Annotated in this window: 16 protein-coding genes; 3 read left to right on the top strand and 13 right to left on the bottom strand. The window is 30.1% G+C overall.

Going from position 1 to position 18,651, the window contains the following annotated elements; genetic code table 11:
* Positions 1 to 601: 601 nt before the first annotated feature.
* The 4 genes from tuf to rpsL form a co-directional block, all read right to left on the bottom strand.
* Entirely contained in the window at positions 602 to 1,789 is a 1,188-nt protein-coding gene (gene tuf, locus RWN11_RS04510; protein ID WP_003144664.1) for an elongation factor Tu, read from the bottom strand.
* A 123-nt stretch (positions 1,790 to 1,912) separates the two neighbouring features.
* Positions 1,913 to 3,988 (bottom strand): elongation factor G, encoded by a 2,076-nt coding sequence (fusA, locus tag RWN11_RS04505; RefSeq protein WP_314160592.1) that lies wholly within the window; start codon positions 3,986 to 3,988, stop codon positions 1,913 to 1,915.
* A gap of 101 nt (positions 3,989 to 4,089) precedes the next feature.
* On the bottom strand, positions 4,090 to 4,560 hold the full coding sequence (rpsG, locus tag RWN11_RS04500; protein WP_003144697.1) for a 30S ribosomal protein S7: 471 nt from the start codon (positions 4,558 to 4,560) through the stop codon (positions 4,090 to 4,092).
* A 49-nt stretch (positions 4,561 to 4,609) separates the two neighbouring features.
* A complete protein-coding gene (gene rpsL / locus RWN11_RS04495) occupies positions 4,610 to 5,029 on the bottom strand; it encodes a 30S ribosomal protein S12 (RefSeq protein WP_003146927.1) in 420 nt (139 codons plus the stop codon).
* Between the two features lie 428 nt (positions 5,030 to 5,457).
* Between rpsL and RWN11_RS04490 the strand changes: the two genes are divergently transcribed.
* Both RWN11_RS04490 and RWN11_RS04485 read left to right on the top strand, forming a co-directional pair.
* Positions 5,458 to 6,201 carry an ABC transporter ATP-binding protein gene (locus RWN11_RS04490; RefSeq protein ID WP_314160591.1) on the top strand — a complete coding sequence of 248 codons (744 nt, stop codon included), beginning with the start codon at positions 5,458 to 5,460 and terminating at the stop codon, positions 6,199 to 6,201.
* A gap of 2 nt (positions 6,202 to 6,203) precedes the next feature.
* On the top strand, positions 6,204 to 7,805 hold the full coding sequence (locus RWN11_RS04485; RefSeq protein ID WP_314160590.1) for a hypothetical protein: 1,602 nt from the start codon (positions 6,204 to 6,206) through the stop codon (positions 7,803 to 7,805).
* A gap of 66 nt (positions 7,806 to 7,871) precedes the next feature.
* Here RWN11_RS04485 and RWN11_RS04480 read toward each other — a convergent pair whose 3' ends face one another.
* From RWN11_RS04480 to RWN11_RS04440, 9 genes are all read right to left on the bottom strand, one after another.
* A complete protein-coding gene (locus RWN11_RS04480; protein ID WP_314160593.1) occupies positions 7,872 to 8,279 on the bottom strand; it encodes a restriction endonuclease subunit S in 408 nt (135 codons plus the stop codon).
* 210 nt (positions 8,280 to 8,489) lie between these two features.
* Complete coding sequence (locus RWN11_RS04475) at positions 8,490 to 8,699, bottom strand: UvrD-helicase domain-containing protein (protein WP_314160589.1); 210 nt, start codon at positions 8,697 to 8,699, stop codon at positions 8,490 to 8,492.
* Positions 8,700 to 8,827: 128 nt separating this feature from the next.
* The gene (locus RWN11_RS04470; RefSeq protein ID WP_314160588.1) at positions 8,828 to 9,358 is read right to left on the bottom strand and encodes a hypothetical protein; all 531 of its coding nucleotides are present in this window, start codon (positions 9,356 to 9,358) and stop codon (positions 8,828 to 8,830) included.
* A 12-nt stretch (positions 9,359 to 9,370) separates the two neighbouring features.
* The gene (locus tag RWN11_RS04465) at positions 9,371 to 11,986 is read right to left on the bottom strand and encodes an ATP-dependent Clp protease ATP-binding subunit (protein ID WP_314160587.1); all 2,616 of its coding nucleotides are present in this window, start codon (positions 11,984 to 11,986) and stop codon (positions 9,371 to 9,373) included.
* Between the two features lie 11 nt (positions 11,987 to 11,997).
* Positions 11,998 to 12,231 carry a hypothetical protein gene (locus tag RWN11_RS04460; protein ID WP_299324995.1) on the bottom strand — a complete coding sequence of 78 codons (234 nt, stop codon included), beginning with the start codon at positions 12,229 to 12,231 and terminating at the stop codon, positions 11,998 to 12,000.
* Between the two features lie 71 nt (positions 12,232 to 12,302).
* Positions 12,303 to 13,253 carry a WYL domain-containing protein gene (locus RWN11_RS04455; RefSeq protein ID WP_314160586.1) on the bottom strand — a complete coding sequence of 317 codons (951 nt, stop codon included), beginning with the start codon at positions 13,251 to 13,253 and terminating at the stop codon, positions 12,303 to 12,305.
* Positions 13,253 to 14,593 carry a hypothetical protein gene (locus tag RWN11_RS04450; RefSeq protein WP_314160585.1) on the bottom strand — a complete coding sequence of 447 codons (1,341 nt, stop codon included), beginning with the start codon at positions 14,591 to 14,593 and terminating at the stop codon, positions 13,253 to 13,255. Before RWN11_RS04450 ends, RWN11_RS04455 begins: the two co-directional genes overlap by 1 nt.
* A 548-nt stretch (positions 14,594 to 15,141) precedes the next feature.
* On the bottom strand, positions 15,142 to 16,479 hold the full coding sequence (locus tag RWN11_RS04445) for a DUF438 domain-containing protein (RefSeq protein WP_314160584.1): 1,338 nt from the start codon (positions 16,477 to 16,479) through the stop codon (positions 15,142 to 15,144).
* On the bottom strand, positions 16,479 to 16,712 hold the full coding sequence (locus tag RWN11_RS04440) for a DUF1858 domain-containing protein (protein ID WP_003144696.1): 234 nt from the start codon (positions 16,710 to 16,712) through the stop codon (positions 16,479 to 16,481). Before RWN11_RS04440 ends, RWN11_RS04445 begins: the two co-directional genes overlap by 1 nt.
* Before the next feature lie 617 nt (positions 16,713 to 17,329).
* Here RWN11_RS04440 and RWN11_RS04435 point away from each other — a divergent pair.
* Positions 17,330 to 18,259, top strand: a complete 930-nt coding sequence (locus tag RWN11_RS04435; RefSeq protein ID WP_314160583.1) for an Abi family protein — start codon at positions 17,330 to 17,332, stop codon at positions 18,257 to 18,259.
* Positions 18,260 to 18,651: the final 392 nt, after the last annotated feature.

Here is an 18,651-nt window from a genome sequence, read left to right as displayed (position 1 = left end):
CAATTATAGCTATATATTTTAACTGAGTTCCATCAAACTTTAAATTCTTCATTTTCTTCCTTTTTATACTATTTTGACCTTATTTAAAAATATTAGTTAATATATTACTCATAAATGGTATAATGAGAATACTCTACACTAACATATATTATCATATTAATATGCTTTATACAATTATTTATCTAAACAACTACTTAAAACTTACCCCATTAAACAATTATATTTTTTATTAATAAAAAATCGAAGTTAATTTCTTAACCTCGATTCCAAAATATTACTCAATATCCCTAGAGTAACTTTGATTATATCTAATAATATACATAAATATTTGAATTTACAATATTATTTTCCCCTATACTACCTTTAAACATATTATACACCTCTTACAGTTTTTCTGCAAGGATTTATTAAAAATAGTACGTATTTTCTAATAAAATTACAAAAAATAATGATTTTACATTAAAAATATAATATTAATACATATAATGTACTAAAACTATCAAATATCTCTAATTAAATATGAACATTATGTAAATAAATATTAAGTATATAAAAAAAGCAAGGTGAAATTCACCTTGCTTAATGTGTTTCAATTCAATTATTATTTAACGATTGAAGTTACAACACCTGAACCTACAGTACGTCCACCTTCACGAATTGAGAAACGAGTTCCTTCTTCGATCGCGATTGGAGAAATAAGTTCTACGTTGATTGATACGTTATCCCCAGGCATTACCATTTCAGTACCTTCTGGTAAAGTAACTACACCAGTTACGTCAGTAGTACGGAAGTAGAATTGAGGACGGTAGTTTGTGAAGAATGGAGTGTGACGTCCACCTTCTTCTTTAGATAATACGTATACGTCAGCTACGAATTGAGTGTGTGGAGTGATTGTTTTAGGAGCTGCTAAAACTTGTCCACGTTCGATATCTTCACGAGCAACACCACGTAATAATGCACCGATGTTATCTCCTGCTTCAGCGTAATCTAATAATTTACGGAACATTTCAACACCTGTTACAGTAGTTGAAGCTGGTTCTTCAGTTAATCCAACGATTTCTACTACGTCTCCAACTTTAACTTGTCCACGTTCAACACGTCCAGTAGCAACTGTACCACGACCTGTGATTGAGAATACGTCCTCAACTGGCATCATGAATGGTTTAGCGTTATCACGTTCTGGAGTTGGGATGTACTCGTCAACTGTTTCCATTAATTCGATGATAGCTTTTTCTGCATCAGCGTCTCCTTCAAGAGCTTTAAGAGCAGAACCTTTGATTACTGGTAGTTCATCTCCGTCGAATCCGTATTCAGATAATAGTTCACGAACTTCCATTTCAACTAATTCTAATAACTCTTCGTCATCAACCATATCACATTTGTTTAAGAATACAACGATTTTTGGTACTCCAACGTTACGAGATAATAGGATGTGCTCACGAGTTTGAGCCATTGGTCCATCTGTAGCAGCGATTACTAAGATAGCTCCGTCCATTTGAGCAGCACCAGTGATCATGTTTTTAACATAGTCAGCATGTCCTGGGCAGTCTACGTGTGCGTAGTGACGGTTTGGAGTTTCGTACTCGATGTGAGAAGTGTTGATTGTGATACCACGTTCTCTTTCTTCTGGTGCGTTATCGATTGAAGCGTAGTCTTTAGCTTCTCCACCATAAGTTTTTGCTAATACAGTAGCGATAGCTGCTGTTAAAGTAGTTTTACCGTGGTCAACGTGACCAATTGTTCCAATGTTAGCATGTGTTTTACTACGGTCAAATTTTTCTTTTGCCATTTTAAAAATGTCTCCTTCAAGTTAATAAAATTTTATTTTTTAATAATTAGTCACATAGCATTCTATGATAACTATATTTTATAATGTTACAACGAAAATTGCAACTATAAAGAATAATTTTTATTATCCTTTATTTTTTTTGATAATTTCTTCAGAAATTGATTTAGGTACTTCTTCGTAGTGATCGAATACCATTGAGTAAGTACCACGTCCTTGAGTTGCAGAACGTAGAGAAGTTGCATATCCGAACATTTCAGATAATGGTACTGAAGCACTTACTACTTGAGCGTTACCACGAGCTTCCATACCTTCTACACGTCCACGACGTGAAGTGATATCACCCATGATATCTCCTAAGTATTCTTCAGGCATTACAACTTCAACTTTCATGATTGGTTCTAAGATTACTGGGTTACATTTTTTAGCAGCTTCTTTAAGAGCTAATGATGCAGCAACTTTGAACGCCATTTCAGATGAATCGACATCGTGGTATGATCCATCGAATAATTTAGCTTTAACGTCGATTAATTCGTATCCAGCTAATACCCCATTTGCCATAGAGTCTTTTAATCCTGCTTCTACTGCTGGGATGTATTCACGTGGAACTACCCCACCAACGATAGCATTTTCGAATTCAAATCCTGCACCTGGCTCATTTGGAGTGAACTCAATCCATACGTCCCCGTATTGTCCACGTCCACCAGATTGACGAGTGAATTTACCTTGTACTTGTGCAGCTTGTTTGAATGTTTCACGGTAAGATACCATTGGAGCACCTACTGTACATTCAACTTTGAATTCACGACGCATACGGTCAACGAAGATGTCTAAGTGAAGCTCACCCATACCTGCGATGATAACTTGTCCAGTTTCTTCGTCAGTTCTAGCACAAAATGTTGGGTCTTCTTCTTGTAATTTTTGTAAAGCTGTAGACATTTTATCTTGGTCAGCTTTTGATTTTGGTTCAACTGAAAGTTGGATAACTGGTTCTGGGAATTCCATTGATTCAAGAATAACTTCGTTTTTCTCGTCACAAAGTGTGTCCCCAGTAGTAGTATCTTTAAGACCAACAGCTGCAGCGATATCACCAGCGTAAACTTCAGCGATTTCGTTACGAGTGTTAGCGTGCATTTGTAGGATACGTCCTACACGTTCACGTTTACCTTTAGTTGAGTTTTTAACGTATGAACCAGATGATAAAATACCTGAGTACACACGGAAGAAAGTAAGTTTCCCTACGAATGGGTCAGTCATAACTTTGAAAGCTAGGGCTGAGAATGGCTCTTCGTCTGAAGAGTGTCTTTCTACTTCTTCATCAGTATCTGGGTTAACCCCTTTAATAGCAGGTACATCTAATGGAGATGGTAGGTATTCTACTACTGCATCTAGCATTGGTTGTACACCTTTATATTTGAATGCTGATCCACATACTACTGGGAAGAATTCTACAGATAATGTAGCTTTACGAATTGCAGCTTTAAGCTCGTCAATTGTAATTTCTTCTCCACCTAAGTATTTTTCCATGAAGTCTTCATCGAATTCTGCAACAGCTTCGATTAATTTTTCACGGTATTCTTCAGCTTGATCTTGATATTCAGCTGGGATTTCTTTTACAACAAGATTTTCCCCAACGCTACCTTCATTGTAGATAGCTTTCATTTCAACAAGGTCAATTACACCCTCGAATAAATCTTCAGCTCCGATTGGAAGTTGAATTGGGTGTGCATTAGCTTGTAATCTGTCATGGATTGTTCCTACAGAATATAGGAAGTCAGCTCCTGTTTTATCCATTTTGTTTACGAATACGATACGAGGAACTCCATAAGTTGTAGCTTGACGCCAAACTGTTTCTGTTTGTGGTTCAACACCTGATTGCGCATCTAGTACTGCTACTGATCCATCAAGTACACGAAGTGAACGTTCAACCTCAACTGTGAAGTCTACGTGTCCCGGTGTATCGATGATGTTGATACGGTGTTTTTTCCACTCAGCAGTTGTTGCAGCAGATGTAATAGTGATACCACGTTCTTGTTCTTGTTCCATCCAGTCCATTTGAGAGTTACCATCGTGAGTATCTCCGATTTTGTGGATTTTCCCAGTGTAGAACAAAATACGCTCTGTAGCAGTAGTTTTACCTGCGTCGATGTGAGCCATGATACCGATATTACGAGTATCTTTTAAAGAAAATGCTCTAGTCATGAGTCAATTTTCTCCTTTCATAAATTTTTAAATGTTTTGAGTAATTTGTCTTTTATAGTGAAAAACTCAAGCTATAAAATAGCTTGATATTCACCCTATAATTACCAACGATAGTGAGCAAATGCTTTGTTAGCTTCAGCCATTTTGTGAGTATCTTCACGTTTCTTAACAGCTGAACCAGTGTTATTTGCTGCGTCTAAAATTTCATTAGCTAAACGTTGTTCCATAGTTTTTTCTCCTCTTAAACGAGAATAGTTAACTAACCAACGTAGACCTAATGTAGTTCTTCTTTCAGCACGTACTTCTACTGGTACTTGGTAGTTAGAACCACCAACACGACGAGCACGAACTTCAAGAACTGGCATAATGTTGTTTAATGCTTCTTCGAAAACTTCCATAGCATCACGTCCTGATTTTTCTTTAATTAAATCAAACGCAGAATATAAAATTCTTTGTGCTGTACCGCGTTTCCCATCTAGCATTAATTTGTTAATCAATTTTGTAACTAATTTTGAGTTATAAATTGGATCTGGCAAAACGTCACGTTTTGCAACTGGACCTTTACGTGGCATAGTGTCTGCCTCCTTTCACGAATTCTTTTTATCAAATTTTTATCTTATATTATTTTTTCTCTTTTGGTTTTTTAGCACCGTATAGTGAACGTCCTTGTTTACGGTCGTTAACTCCTGCAGTATCTAAAGCTCCACGGATGATGTGGTAACGTACCCCTGGTAAGTCTTTTACACGTCCTCCACGAATAAGTACAACACTGTGTTCTTGTAGGTTGTGTCCGATACCTGGGATATATGCTGTTACTTCGATTTGGTTTGATAAACGAACACGTGCATATTTACGTAAAGCTGAGTTAGGTTTTTTAGGTGTCATAGTCCCAACACGAGTACAAACTCCACGTTTTTGTGGTGAAGAAATGTTAGTTTCTTTCTTTCTTTGAGAGTTGTAACCTTTGTTAAGTGCTGGTGAATCTGATTTTGATACTTTTGATTTACGAGGTTTACGAACTAATTGGTTAATAGTTGGCATTTTCCTGATTTCCTCCTTCCCTGTTTATTTACGAATCACCTATCCAGGTGTATCGCATTTTTTAATTTTTTATAAGCCTTAGTGGCTTTACACAGAGTGCCGTAACACTCACGTACTAAATAATACCACTTTTATTTTTTCTTGTCAACACTTTTTTAAAATTTTTTACATCTTTTTTCACTTGCTATTATCACATTCTATTTTCACACTTAACCAGGTGTATCATTTTTAACTTATAAACAAACACTTCCAGGCGTTTCATCATTAGATTTATTATACACTATACCAGGTATTTCTTACTATTATTCATAGCATGTATTATTTAACTCATAAGAGAATAATTATCGAGATTAGCATGATTTTTATATTGCTAATTTCTTTTGTTAGCTGTATAATTTAATTAACTTAATACATATGGAGGGCTATTTATGATAAAAATTAAAAATCTTACCGTGAAATTTGATACAAAGTGTGCTGTTGATGATTTAAGTTTTACAATCAATGATGGGGAGATATTCGGACTTATCGGGCATAACGGAGCTGGTAAGTCAACTACAATCAAATCTTTAGTTAGTATATTAGAGCCTACTTCGGGAGAGATTTATTTCAATGACCTACTTTTAAAAAATAATAGATTAGCGTGCAAAAAGCAAATTGGCTATGTACCTGATTCACCTGATATGTTTCTTACATTATCGGCCTTTGAATATTGGTCATTAGTCGCTAGCATATATGAAATTGATAATAAAACAAGAGATAATATTCTTAATAGATACTGCAAATTATTTAATATGATAGGAGTTGAACATCAAGAAATTAGTTCCTTCTCTCATGGTATGAGACAAAAAGTATTTGTTATTGGAGCATTATTATCAGAACCTAAGTTTTGGATTATGGATGAACCGATGACAGGATTAGATCCACAAGCTGCATTTGACTTAAAAAACTTAATGAAAGAGCACGCTTCAAAAGGAAATAGTGTCCTATTCTCTACTCATGTCTTGGAGGTCGCTGAACATCTATGCGATAGAATAGGTATCCTCAGCAAAGGAAAACTAGTTTTTATCGGTACACTTAACAAGCTTAAAGAACAATTTGAGGGAGATAATTTAGAAGAAATTTATCTTAATATAGTAAAAAATTCAAATTCAAATATTTTAGGTGGTGATTAATTATGAGGTTCAATGTAATGAAAGAATTATTCTTAACGAATCTTCTTTATAGTTTTTCACCTCAAAGAATAAAATACAGAAAAAAATTCAGTGGAAAGAGCGATATAAGACATAATCTTTTTAGAAATGTTTTAATGCTTAATTTTTTCAATTTCTTAAATATTTTATTTGTATTTTCAATGTTTTCTCGTGGTTTTAACTTTTCTGGACCGGGATATCGAAATATACTTTTCTTTATTTTATTATTAGTGTTTATTCAGATTTTAAATAATTTTATCAATATGTTTTACGAAAGTGATGATACATTAGCAATTATTCACTTACCTGTTACAGGATCTGAAATATTTTTTAGTAAATTGTTCACTCTACTTTCACAAGTTATTAGTAATTTTACTCCTTTAATAGTTATAAACTTGATTATTGGATTAAATGCAGAGTTTTCAATTCAAAAATTTTTCTTCGTATTAGTATATAGTTTTGCATTTATGATTACTTTAATATGTTCTATTATGACACTACTTTCATTTATTACTTATATCCCAAATTTTAAGAAGAATAAAGGGAAAGTTAATGCAGCTACAATATTAATTGCGTTGATATTCTTCACAGGATACATATTTAATTTTGCTCATACTTTTAAAAGTTTTGACTCTGATTATTCAGGAGATTTATTTTTAAATATACTCGTATTAGATATTTCTAAGACTTATACTTACTTAATAGTAGCTATTATCTTAGCACTTATTTCTTTCTTTACTACATATATATTTGTAATAAGAAAATATATGAAAGACTTATATAGAATATCTGGTAATACATACACATCTAGTTCTAAAACTGTAAAAATCAAAGAAAATACTAATAGTACATCAACTACGCTATCTTCTAAACTAGTTAAGAGAAATGTAAAATTATTGTTAAACAGTACAATTTCCACAACTGTATTTACTAATCTTATAATTACACTTGGTATATTTGTAATTCCAATTATAGAAATTAGAAAGCACGGAGGCATTATACTACCACTTATATTCTATCCAGTAGCTATGACTATAGGATTTACATTAGCATTGTACATCAATTCTAATCCTATGAATTTTACAAGTATAGCAATATCACTAGAAAAACAAGATTACTATTTTTTAAAATCTCTTCCATTAGATTTTAAAAAATACCTAAAAATCAAATTAGCAATCGCCACTTGTTTACAACTTGGTTTTGGATTATTTACTCTGATTGCGATGTTAATTATAACTAAAACATCAATCTTATTAGCAATTGTAACAATAATATCTTATATTATTTCAAGTATTGTCTTTTCATTCTATAGTTATACAAGCGACTATAAAAAATTATATCTAAACTGGAACACTATCACAGATTTAGCTAATCGTAGTTCGATAAATCAAGTCCTATTAACTATTTTAGCTTTCGGAGCTATTTTATTATTAGTACTACTTAATGTAGCGACATTCTTCTTAATTGCTATGCTGCCATCATCAGCACATATAGTAGGAATAGTATATTCTCTAATACTAATCATACTGTTGATCCTTGCAACAAGAAAATTAAGAAAAAATGTATTTGATAAAATATATTCATAAACATAAAAAGCACTATTCTGCATCTAGAAAAGTGCTTTTTAGTCTAATTTAGTATATATACTAATTTTATTTATAACATTCTAAAATTGAATATATAGAAATTATCTCTTGAATTAATATATATTTCTTCATAAAATCATAATTTGTAGATTTATCTTTATTTATAGGTAATAATATTTTCTGACGTTTCAAGCGTGCTGTTCCCACCTTATAACCATACCCATACTTTTCTTTTTGACTAGAAATCATAAATGAGATAAATTTCGCCACATAGTCATCACTGTATTTTGGAATTAATTTTCTAGTATCATTTCCAAAAAGTGCAGGATATGAATGATAAAATGAATATCCTACCGAGCCATTACGATTAACAGATATACACTTTTCTTGCAAGGTTGCATTTTCATTAGAAATAAAATACCCTATTCCATTATTGTTTGCTGTTGCTGTGATGTATGGTGTCATACCTTCAATTCTCTCTCGTTCATAAATATCTTTTCTTTACCATTATTTATTATATTTTTTAATTATACCATAGATGATTATACTGGACTATATTTTACATAGAAAAACCTACAAGAAAGAAAATTTTATCCAGCCTGTAGGTTTAACTTCTAATTTATTTTAAAGAGTATCTAAAGTATTTTATATTATTTTAGGTCTGTATATAACGTTATAGATACTTTAAAAATAAGGTTTCTCTGAAGATTGTGAATAAAACCCTTTGGTGGTGTAATTAGTTAAGATATTCGCAACACGACGAGAAAGAATTTGGGTTTTCCCTGTACCAGGACCAGCAATAACCATCACTGAACCTTCTACTGAATCGACTGCTTGTTGTTGTTTATTAAGTTTTTCATATTCTTCTTGATAAATACTTTTAAAATCCTTCATTAATTTTTTCTCTTTAAAAAAATTACATCCATTTTATTTTTTGTAATTATAACATATTAGCAAACTAATGTATATTTCTTTTCAAATAGCAGATTTAAAATAGCTATTTGAAAACTCAAATGTATAAATTAAATTTTAAAATCACCACGTTTAGTTTCTATAACTCTCATTGCAGACTTAATTATATGAAACTCATCAATTAAGTTAGTAATAAGATTATAGTTATACTTTGTCAATCTTCCTGAGATTAATTTTTGAGAAATTTCCTGAAACTTATGTAGATGTTCCTCTACACTACATAACATTTCCTTAGCATCTTTTAAGCAATATTTTCTTGCTAGATTTTCTACTTCATCCCTAAATAAATCTACATTATAATCATGAATTGTTACCTTCTTCCCTTCAAAAATTATATCTTTCGCTTCATAACAAGTGATAAATTTTTGTTCAACTGTATTACATACAAAAATAACTCCATAGTCAGAAATATATTTTCTTTCTTCAGGTCGTTGCTCTACATTAGAACCATAAACTGTTAGACTCCCGATTTGTCTACCAATCCACTTTGATAGTCGTTCCTCATTTACTCCAAAACGTTCTTGAGCTCTTTTTTCAAAGTGATTTGTCCACGTATACTTTGGTCCATAAGAAAGTCCCATAATTATCCTCCTTTACTTAACAACTTCAAATAACAATTCAAATCCATCAGAATCCACAACTACCTTGTCTCCTTTACTGATACAATTATTGATAATCAACTCTGATAAAGGTGTCTCTATTAGCTTAGTAATTCCTCGCCGAATTGCTCGGGCTCCTTTTTCTGAATCATAAGTTGTTTTAACAAGAAATCTAACTGCCTCCTTCGTAAACTTCAATTCATAGCCACTTTCCTTAACGATTTCTACTTCTTTTTCAAGTAATAAGCTAGTAATTTTAAATATTGACTCTTCTGTGAAGGATTTAAAGGTTACGATTTCATCTATACGATTTAATAATTCTGGACGGAAAAAATTATTAATTGCTCTCATGGTTTTTTCTTGAATTATCTGTTCCATTCCATATTTTGCAAAGCCAACTTTCTTCTCCTCTCTAATTAAATTTGAACCTAAATTTGAAGTTAATATAATAATTGTATTTGAAAAATCTACTCTCTCACCCATACCATCCGTTAAAATTCCATCATCAAAAACTTGTAACATTAAATCATAAATTCTAGGGTGTGCTTTTTCAATCTCATCTAACAACACAACAGATTTTGGATTATTTTTTACAGCTCTTGTCAAAATTCCTCCACTTTTAAAACCTACATAGCCAGGAGGTGCACCTATTAATTTTGCTACTTCATGTTCTTGTTGATATTCTGACATATCTAAACGAATAAGATCATCAACTGAACCTGTTAATTCTTCCGATAATACTTTCGCTGTTTCTGTTTTTCCGACTCCACTAGTACCTAAAAATAAGAAAACTCCAATAGGACGTTTAGGATTTCTGAAGCCTGTTTTTGAACGAATAACAGCCTCTGCTATGGTATTTGTAGCCTCCATTTGTCCAATAACTTTCGTTGCTAAGATACTCTTCAAATTAAAAAGTCTACTTAATTCTTCTTCATCTGCATCTTTACCAACTTTCAAATCTTTCTCTCTGATTTTAACACCAGCTTTTTGCTCTACTACTTTTTTTATATCTTCCTTTGTAATTTTAAGTTCATAATTATTAAAAGTTAAATTATTGCGTTCTTTTTGAAAATCTCTAACTTTAAGTTCAAGTCTTTTTCTTATATCATCAACAGCAGCTTCATTATATTCTATAGATTCCGCTTCTTTTAGTTGTTTCTTTAATTTATTTACTTCATTTCTGTAATCCCTAATCATAACAATATCCTGATTCGCTTCAATTCGAGCTAAAGCCGCTGCATTATCGATTACTGTAAAGGCAGAATCTGGCAGTTTCTCTCCCTTTAGATATTTCTTAGCTAATCTTACCGCTAACTCAATAGTATCCTCCTCAAAATTTACGCGATGAAAATTTTCATATACTGACGATACATTTTTAACAATATTGATAGTTTCTTCAATACTTGGTTCATCTACTATTACTTTTTCAAAACGTCTGACTAGTGCAGTATCACTTGAGATATATAATTTCCATTCCATCGGTGTTGTAGCACCAATAATTCGAAAATCTCCACGTGCCATTAAAGGTTTAAATGCATCCATTATATGTTTAACCCTTCCTAACATATGAATCTCATCAATAAATAAAATTACATCTTTTTCTCGTTTCATCTCTTCAATGAATTTAATAATTCCTTCACTAGTAACTCCTCCAATTTTAGCTTTTAAATCGTTTAGACTAAATTGCAAAATTTTCTTCCCTTTAAGTGATACAATCTTATTTTTAGCAATACGCATTGCTATCCCATCAACTATTGCCGATTTACCTACACCGCCATCTCCTAATAAAACAACGTTGTTTTTATCTCTACGTGTGAGAACCATCTCTACTTTACGAATTTCTTCATTTCGTCCAATAACATCCATCAATTCACCGTTTTTAGCTTTTAAAGTTATATCGGTAGCAATATCATTTAATAATGAATAATCTGGGTTAGATAACTTAACAGAAATTTGAGACTCTTTTTTTATTTTTGAAGCTTTTTCCCTCTCAAGTTTGCCATCAAAAAAATCCTTATACAAAAACTTAGAATTTTTAAATACGCCTAGTAAAAATTCTTCTGTGTGAATATTTCCTGTTAGTAGATATTGTTTATAAATAAGTTGATTTGCATTTGTTTCCCTCTCTTGAGAAATTCCATTTAGTATCCAGTATGAATCAATAACACCATCAGGTGAATTTTGTAAACGCATCTCCTCTGCAAAGTCAAAAATAGATTTCAAGTGTTCAGATATTGGAAAAGCATTACATTCTGTAAGGTAATATGAAGAAGACGGTTCTTTAATGATTTCTACTGGTGAAGAAACAATAATATCATTAATTATCCTTCTTCTAGAAAGTATATTTAATTCATCAACTTCTATAGAAGATCGATTTCTTCCATCAATAACTTTCCCGTTAGAAAACTCCTTTAACAATTTACTTTTTGTTAAAGAATAATACCCTAAAGCATAACCCATACCTGTATCACAAACATCTAGTATGCTGAATAAAATATCTTGGCTTTCAATAACTTTATACTCTTTTTCAAGAATACGATTATTTAGTACTTCTAATGCAAGTTTTAGTTGACGGCTAACTTTGTAATCTATAATATTTTTTTTCGACATGAAAATTCTCCTTATACTATTTTCTTAATTACTTCCTTCACTTCTTCATCTAAATATAATACTTCCGAATATTCCCCTTGCCCAGTTGACCAAGCAAAAAATTTTCCTTCAACCAATTCTTTTATATCTGATAGAGATAATACAATCATCTGTCCTCCATAATGTCTATTATGAAATTCTATTACTTCATTCATATTAGTTAATAATTCAATTTCAAAAGTTTTTTCTATTTCTACTTTTCTCATTCTATCTTCCTTCTTTCACTTTTTATATCTCTATTATAAAAAACGAGGTAGACTTATTTTGTCTACCTCGTTTATTTTTTATAATTTTTTAATGTTTTTTCAAGTATTTCTTGCAACTCTTCAACTAACTTTTGAGGAGTTAATACAGTCACCTCTCCACCTTGCCCTAAAATCCATCTTTTGAGTCCTGGAGTATATTGTGTATCGATTTGAATCTTCATCTCATCTTTTTCTGCCGAAAGAATTGTATGATTTGGAAATTTGTCTAAAATAATTTCTGAATTCCCTTTATATATCAAAGTAATTCTAACCCTACTACCTTCAAAAGCATCAACTTTTTGATTACGAACATCTCCATCTTTATAAATTTTCCCATAGGATATATTTGGTTTTTTTTCATTAGATTTACTATAACTACTTATTCTATCAATTCGAAAGGTTGTATAGTTTTCATATTTTAGATGATAAGCAACTAAATAAAAATAATGAGCATCGTAGTATAAAGAAACCGGAAAAATAATATGAGTTTTCTTTTCTTTTAGAGGAGCATTATAGTCTATTTCTAACATTTGTTTACTCCGAATTGCCTCAGATATAAACCATACAGTTTCAATCCTATCTTTTTCATTTGTCAATGATTTATAATTAAAATGTTCATTTTCTATAATAGATTTAACCTCTTTCATTTCTTCACTCGAAAGTAATGCTAAAAGGCTTTCTAGCAACGAATTCATCTCTGATTTATTCAATGCTCTATTTTCTAAAAGTATCTTTGAAATAATCAAGATATATTTTTTATTAAAAGTAGTCTCCCCTAAAAAACGATAGGTATTATCAGAAGTATCAAATACTATTTCACAATTTGAAAGATGCTGTTCTTCTATTATTCTCCTTAGTGTACTTATATCACGTTGAATAGTTTTTGGATTCACAGAAAACTCACTAGTTAATTGTGCTTTAGATAATCGTTTCCCAGATTGTAGGCGAAGAAAAATTGTTATTAGTCTTTCTTGAGAATTCATCATTCATTACCTGATTCTTTTACACTAATTTTATCAATATCAATTCGTGGTAATAGGTCAGAAATTTCTTTAAAAGCATCTTTTTTCATAGATAAAAGTATTTTATAATTAGGAACTGAAATAACATTACCAGATGTAATACCCCCTCCCTGTTGGGCTAGTTGGCAATAAAAGAAACCTTTTTCTAACAATTCTAGAACTAACTTATTATTAAAATCTTTTACTTCATCAAATATTTTTTTAAACAGTTCTTTCCATGCACTGTCATATTTACGAAAAATAATAACTGGTTTTTGGGCATCTTTTTTACCTTTTTCTACCTCTTGTAAATACTTATAAATTCTTCTCAATACAATGTAAGCTCCCAAACGAGATAAATCTGAATTGCGAAGAATTTTTCCTCCAATACCTTTTAATTTTGGGTCAGAAGAAGAGAATGGGTATATCTCAACATTGCATATCTTTTCAGAAATTTTAATAGCTTTATCTCGCTCTGCTTTAGCCTCTTCTTTATATTCAGATTCAATATTATACTTACTCAAATTTTCTCCATTTATTTCTAATAATTGAGCATAAAAACGTGATATATAGTAATACTTATCAGATAGAGCTGGCTTTTTACTCCTTTTATTCTTCACAAGTGTGTACTTCTTATCAAAAAATTCCTTATTCTCTTTAAACATATTCTCTAATTCACGTCTTAAAGGAGTTTCATCTTTACTATTACTATAAATAATTTTTTCAATTGAATTGGGAGTAAAACCATTTAAATTATATCGTTCTTTTATAATTTTTTGACTTGTTTCATTCTTCCAAGTTTCATCTCTAAGTTTTGCGGTGTGCTTATAATAATTATCTACAGTTTTCTTACCAAACATCTGTTTTTCTGCCCATGTATCCATATCCGAATCCTTGGTATAACCTCTAGGATTTTCCATACAGTAGAAGAGCACTGCATTGTCAATATCTCCATGAAAATGGGTTGGAATTTGATAATGCATATTTATATATTTATTTTTATTTTCTTTTATTTCTTTTTTTAACTCATCATCTTTATTCCATCTCTTATCATTATTTAAAATATCTAACCAAGAAAAATCATCAGTAGAATTATCATTCTTGACATTATCTACAAATTTTCGAATTAGCTTTTGATCTTTATCTTGATGCCAAGGACTAAACTTTTCTAAAAATCTCTCTTTATTTTCTATATCTTTCATATCGAAACTTTTTGTATCAGGATCCTTAAATATAGTTTCAAAACATATCTTTAAATTTCTTTCTAAAATATCTCTTTCTTCTTTTGTTAATTTTTCTTCTTTATTTATTTCGTTATACATAATATACTTCTCCTAAATTAATTTTTTTATGTTATTTTTTCAACAATTATATTTTACCATATTTGGTGGACGAATAGTGTCTATCTATAATTTTTTTTTAAAATAATTTAATATTGACATTTACCTTTTATATTCTCTAATATATTAGACAAATCAATTACACTGAACTACTTATCTTAGTTTCTTTAGGATTTATTCTTATTTTAAATACCATAAGTATATATTTAGTTTCCATAAAATAATTGTTTGTCTTTTCAGTTATTCTATTATAAGATTTTTCATTATAATATAACTCAAATCTCGCTAAAAAGAAAACAATAAAGTTAAAACGAAAAACAGGGGGAAATCTAGGTCGCTTAATATAGCGTAGCTTCCTCCCTATTTTTCTAAATCAACCGCACTTGACAAAGAGTCAAAATTTTATCCACCCTGCAGGTTTAACTTCTAATTTATTTTGAAAAGCATTCAAAATATTTTATATTATTTTAGGTCTGTATATAACGTTATAGATACTTTAAAAATAAGTTTTCTCTTTTTAAATTACTTTATTATTCTATTCCCCTATAATAATTACTGTCTATTTCTCTATAAGGAGCTATATCTTGAACATATTCTAATACTCCTTGAAATTCACCATTTTCATCATAAACACCTGCATAAGTAACATGAACAAACTTCCCTCTTGATTCTGATTTAAACCACATTTCATACTTGTCTTTTTTCCTATCTCGCAAGTTCTTCATTATAGTTTTAACTTTCTCAAGATACTTTGGTGGATGACATAGTTCTACATTTCTACCTACTTGTCCTGGCGTGCGTTTAAAAATCATCTCTTCTTCTGAACAATGATCATTATAATACTGAAAAACTTCGTCTTTATTAACAAAGGTAATTTCCATAGGCAGATGATTTAATATTAAATCAATTTGATTTAATGATAGATAACCATTTCCTATTTTCTGAGGTGTTTCCCTATTGAAAGTTTCTTTTTTAACTTCTTTCGGTTTGTAAGTAATAGTGAACTCTCCTTCAGGAGTTTGTATTACTTTCGTTAATTCCCCTTCTTTTACTTCCATTACCTCACTGTCATCACTAGTAATTTTAGTTTCAAAATCTTCTCTGTGAGGTATCCACTCTTCTTGAGGTCGAATTATTGCATAACCGTATGTATCACTATCTTTAGCTATACTCAACCAATCATCTTGAGTAAATGTTTCTAATAATATCATAAGAAGAATCGACTCTTCTTTAAAGATCATTTCCTCAAATTCTTTAACAAAAACTTCAAACTTTTCTTTAACTACATCTATCTCTACATTTGGTAGTTTTTCCGCTTCTTCTTTTGCTAGTTTAAACAAATCTCTTATTTCATCATCAACACCCCACATAACCTTAGGTGGTGCATCATGTCCATATCTCTCCATTATAGGAAACATAAGTTCTTCTTTGCGTTTATAATGAATATCAAATTGCCCTAATAATTGCAACTGACGAAGCAATCCTTTTAAAACTGCTACTTTTGTATCACCATCATCGAGCTTAGCATAATTGTCTAAAATTCTGCGTACTCGAATAATCGCAGCTCTTAAAGCTAAATTCTCTTGTTTAAACACTTGAACTGGATGTCCTGGATGCTCACTATCTTCAACTTCTACAGTTTTTATCGCACCTTTAAACAAATTAGCATGTACATTACATAACTTCATAACATCTTCAAAAGTTACGCCAGAATCTGAATTCATAAGCTCATGCTCCATTAAAGATATTTCAATAGCAGATACTCCAGAAAAATGTTCATTGAATTCATCTTGAACAGATTCGGCAGACTCACCTTTATGAAGTCGTAATAATATATCGCGTAAAACTTCAATTCTCTTTGTAGCCATTAGTCTAGTCCTACTACTTCATATCCATTAGCTTCTAATGTAGCAATAATTGTTTCAAGTTTAATTCCTGCCAATTTCGAACCCATTCTAAGTGAAGTCTTTCTACCTACAGTATTTCTCATAATAGGATTAGCCAAAGGCTTAAACCCTAAATCTACTAAAATATCCAATACTTCTGGGTGTTTATCAACAACTTGTGCAACTGGTATACTCACATCAATAATATTATCCATTTCTCATTACCTCACTACCTTATATTATTAATATAATTATATCATAAGCCATTGATAATCGCTATCAAATTAAAGTGATAATATAAAAGGATGTATCTTAAAACTTTCCTCTAAGCTACATCTTTATTATTACTTTATATACTTTATTTCTTTTAATTTAACTTAGAGTCACACTTAAAAACTAGACACTATACTAAAAAATATAATATAATAAACATAACGAGAAAGAGTTTTAATCAGAATGAAACTGACCAAAAAGTCCTAAAATTTAACAAAGTTCATACTCATAGACGCAGTGGTTTATTGATATCTAAATTCGCTTTAGAAAAAACTTTTTAGATATCTAATGAACTGTGCGATAGCAACTCTACAAAATCTTGTTTCTCCAAAATCACGATTTTTGAATCACTCCCATGCTATTCTATATCAAAGTGTGTCAAGAAAATATGGAAACTGTTTTTAAATTATCAATAAAAATATCTTGAAAATATTAACAAAAAATGCTAAAATGTAAATAAGGTATAGCACTAGAATGTACTGCGGACTTCTAGTAGCGTAAGCACGGTTTACATTTATTTGTAAGCCGTGTTTTATTTTATATGAAAGAGGTGAGAAATATGGGAAAACCTTTTAGAACAATAGATCAACAAATTGACTTATTAGAAAAAAGAAATTTAAAATTTAAAGATAAAGAAAAAGCAAGAGAAATATTATTAAAAAATAATTATTATAATCTTATTAATAATTACAGTAAATTTATGATAAATAGTTTTAATACCTATGAAGATAATACTTATTTTGAAAATATCCTTATGGTACAAAATCTAGATAGAGAACTAAAGAAAATATTATTTGAATATCTTACTGAAATAGAAAGTATATTTAAGGCTATGTTAATTTATGAATATTGTAACAAGTATCAAGAAGAATATGCATTTTTAAATGTAAGGAACTATGATAAGAAAAACTTATCTTCTGCATTCAGTGTAATTAGTACATACACAAATATAATTAATTTTTACAGTAATGATAAAAAAGCTAATGCTATCAAACACTATATAAATAACCACAATGATGTTCCTTTATGGGTATTATCTAACTTTTTAACTTTAGGACAAAGTATATATTTTTATAATACATTAACTCCAACATTGAAATATACAATAGTGAGAAATCATATAAATAAAAACTTATCTTCTAAGGATAAAATTATTAGATTAGATGTAGCTGTATTTTCATCTATACTTGAAAACATTAGACAAATTAGAAATGTAGTAGCTCATAACAATAGATTAATTAATTTCAAATGTAAAAATAACATAAAATATATTAATGAATTACATAATCAAGACAAAAGAGAATCTAGACAAACAGTATATAGTACAATTTTAACTTTTAAATGTTTTTTTAACATTATCGAATACACTAACTTAAAAGATCGATTAGTTTTACTGATAGAAAAATTTTATAACAGTATGGACAATAAAAATCATGCTACTAAGGTATTGAATTCGTTAGGGTTCCCCAGTGAATTATATTTAAAATAGAAAAACACTAAGAAGATAATTAGAAGTACTTAAAATTATATAAAATACTTGGATAAATAGTTGTTGTACTAAAAAATATAGTAACATTAAATTACACAAACATTACTATATCAATGTTTCATATTCTCTCTTGAAATCACAAGTTGTTTAAATCTCTTTAAAAAATTCTAATTTTTGATGGAAATAAATTATATTAACCTTCTTATATTTCTAAATCAATCGTACTTGACAAATAGCCAATATAAAAAGATGTATCCTAAAACTTTCTTCTAAGCTACATCTTTATTATTACTTTATTTCTTTGAAACTAATCTCATCGATTAAGAACTTTTCTTACAAATTATTTCTCCACTCAAGAAGTTTTTCTACATCTTCTTGTTTGATATAATCAC

This window comes from uncultured Gemella sp. (assembly GCF_963519265.1).
Taxonomy (GTDB): domain Bacteria; phylum Bacillota; class Bacilli; order Staphylococcales; family Gemellaceae; genus Gemella.
Note: the sequence above shows the minus strand (reverse complement) of the source record. Positions and strands in the feature narration are given on the sequence as shown.

Bases quoted from the DNA above. Each gene is read 5' to 3' on its own strand.
- tuf (WP_003144664.1), bottom strand. From the start codon at position 1,789: ATGGCAAAAGAAAAATTTGACCGTAGTAAAACACATGCTAACATTGGA.
- fusA (WP_314160592.1), bottom strand. From the start codon at position 3,988: ATGACTAGAGCATTTTCTTTAAAAGATACTCGTAATATCGGTATCATG.
- rpsG (WP_003144697.1), bottom strand. From the start codon at position 4,560: ATGCCACGTAAAGGTCCAGTTGCAAAACGTGACGTTTTGCCAGATCCA.
- rpsL (WP_003146927.1), bottom strand. From the start codon at position 5,029: ATGCCAACTATTAACCAATTAGTTCGTAAACCTCGTAAATCAAAAGTA.
- RWN11_RS04490 (WP_314160591.1), top strand. From the start codon at position 5,458: ATGATAAAAATTAAAAATCTTACCGTGAAATTTGATACAAAGTGTGCT.
- RWN11_RS04485 (WP_314160590.1), top strand. From the start codon at position 6,204: ATGAGGTTCAATGTAATGAAAGAATTATTCTTAACGAATCTTCTTTAT.
- RWN11_RS04475 (WP_314160589.1), bottom strand. From the start codon at position 8,699: ATGAAGGATTTTAAAAGTATTTATCAAGAAGAATATGAAAAACTTAAT.
- RWN11_RS04470 (WP_314160588.1), bottom strand. From the start codon at position 9,358: ATGGGACTTTCTTATGGACCAAAGTATACGTGGACAAATCACTTTGAA.
- RWN11_RS04465 (WP_314160587.1), bottom strand. From the start codon at position 11,986: ATGTCGAAAAAAAATATTATAGATTACAAAGTTAGCCGTCAACTAAAA.
- RWN11_RS04460 (WP_299324995.1), bottom strand. From the start codon at position 12,231: ATGAGAAAAGTAGAAATAGAAAAAACTTTTGAAATTGAATTATTAACT.
- RWN11_RS04455 (WP_314160586.1), bottom strand. From the start codon at position 13,253: ATGAATTCTCAAGAAAGACTAATAACAATTTTTCTTCGCCTACAATCT.
- RWN11_RS04450 (WP_314160585.1), bottom strand. From the start codon at position 14,593: ATGTATAACGAAATAAATAAAGAAGAAAAATTAACAAAAGAAGAAAGA.
- RWN11_RS04445 (WP_314160584.1), bottom strand. From the start codon at position 16,479: ATGGCTACAAAGAGAATTGAAGTTTTACGCGATATATTATTACGACTT.
- RWN11_RS04440 (WP_003144696.1), bottom strand. From the start codon at position 16,712: ATGGATAATATTATTGATGTGAGTATACCAGTTGCACAAGTTGTTGAT.
- RWN11_RS04435 (WP_314160583.1), top strand. From the start codon at position 17,330: ATGGGAAAACCTTTTAGAACAATAGATCAACAAATTGACTTATTAGAA.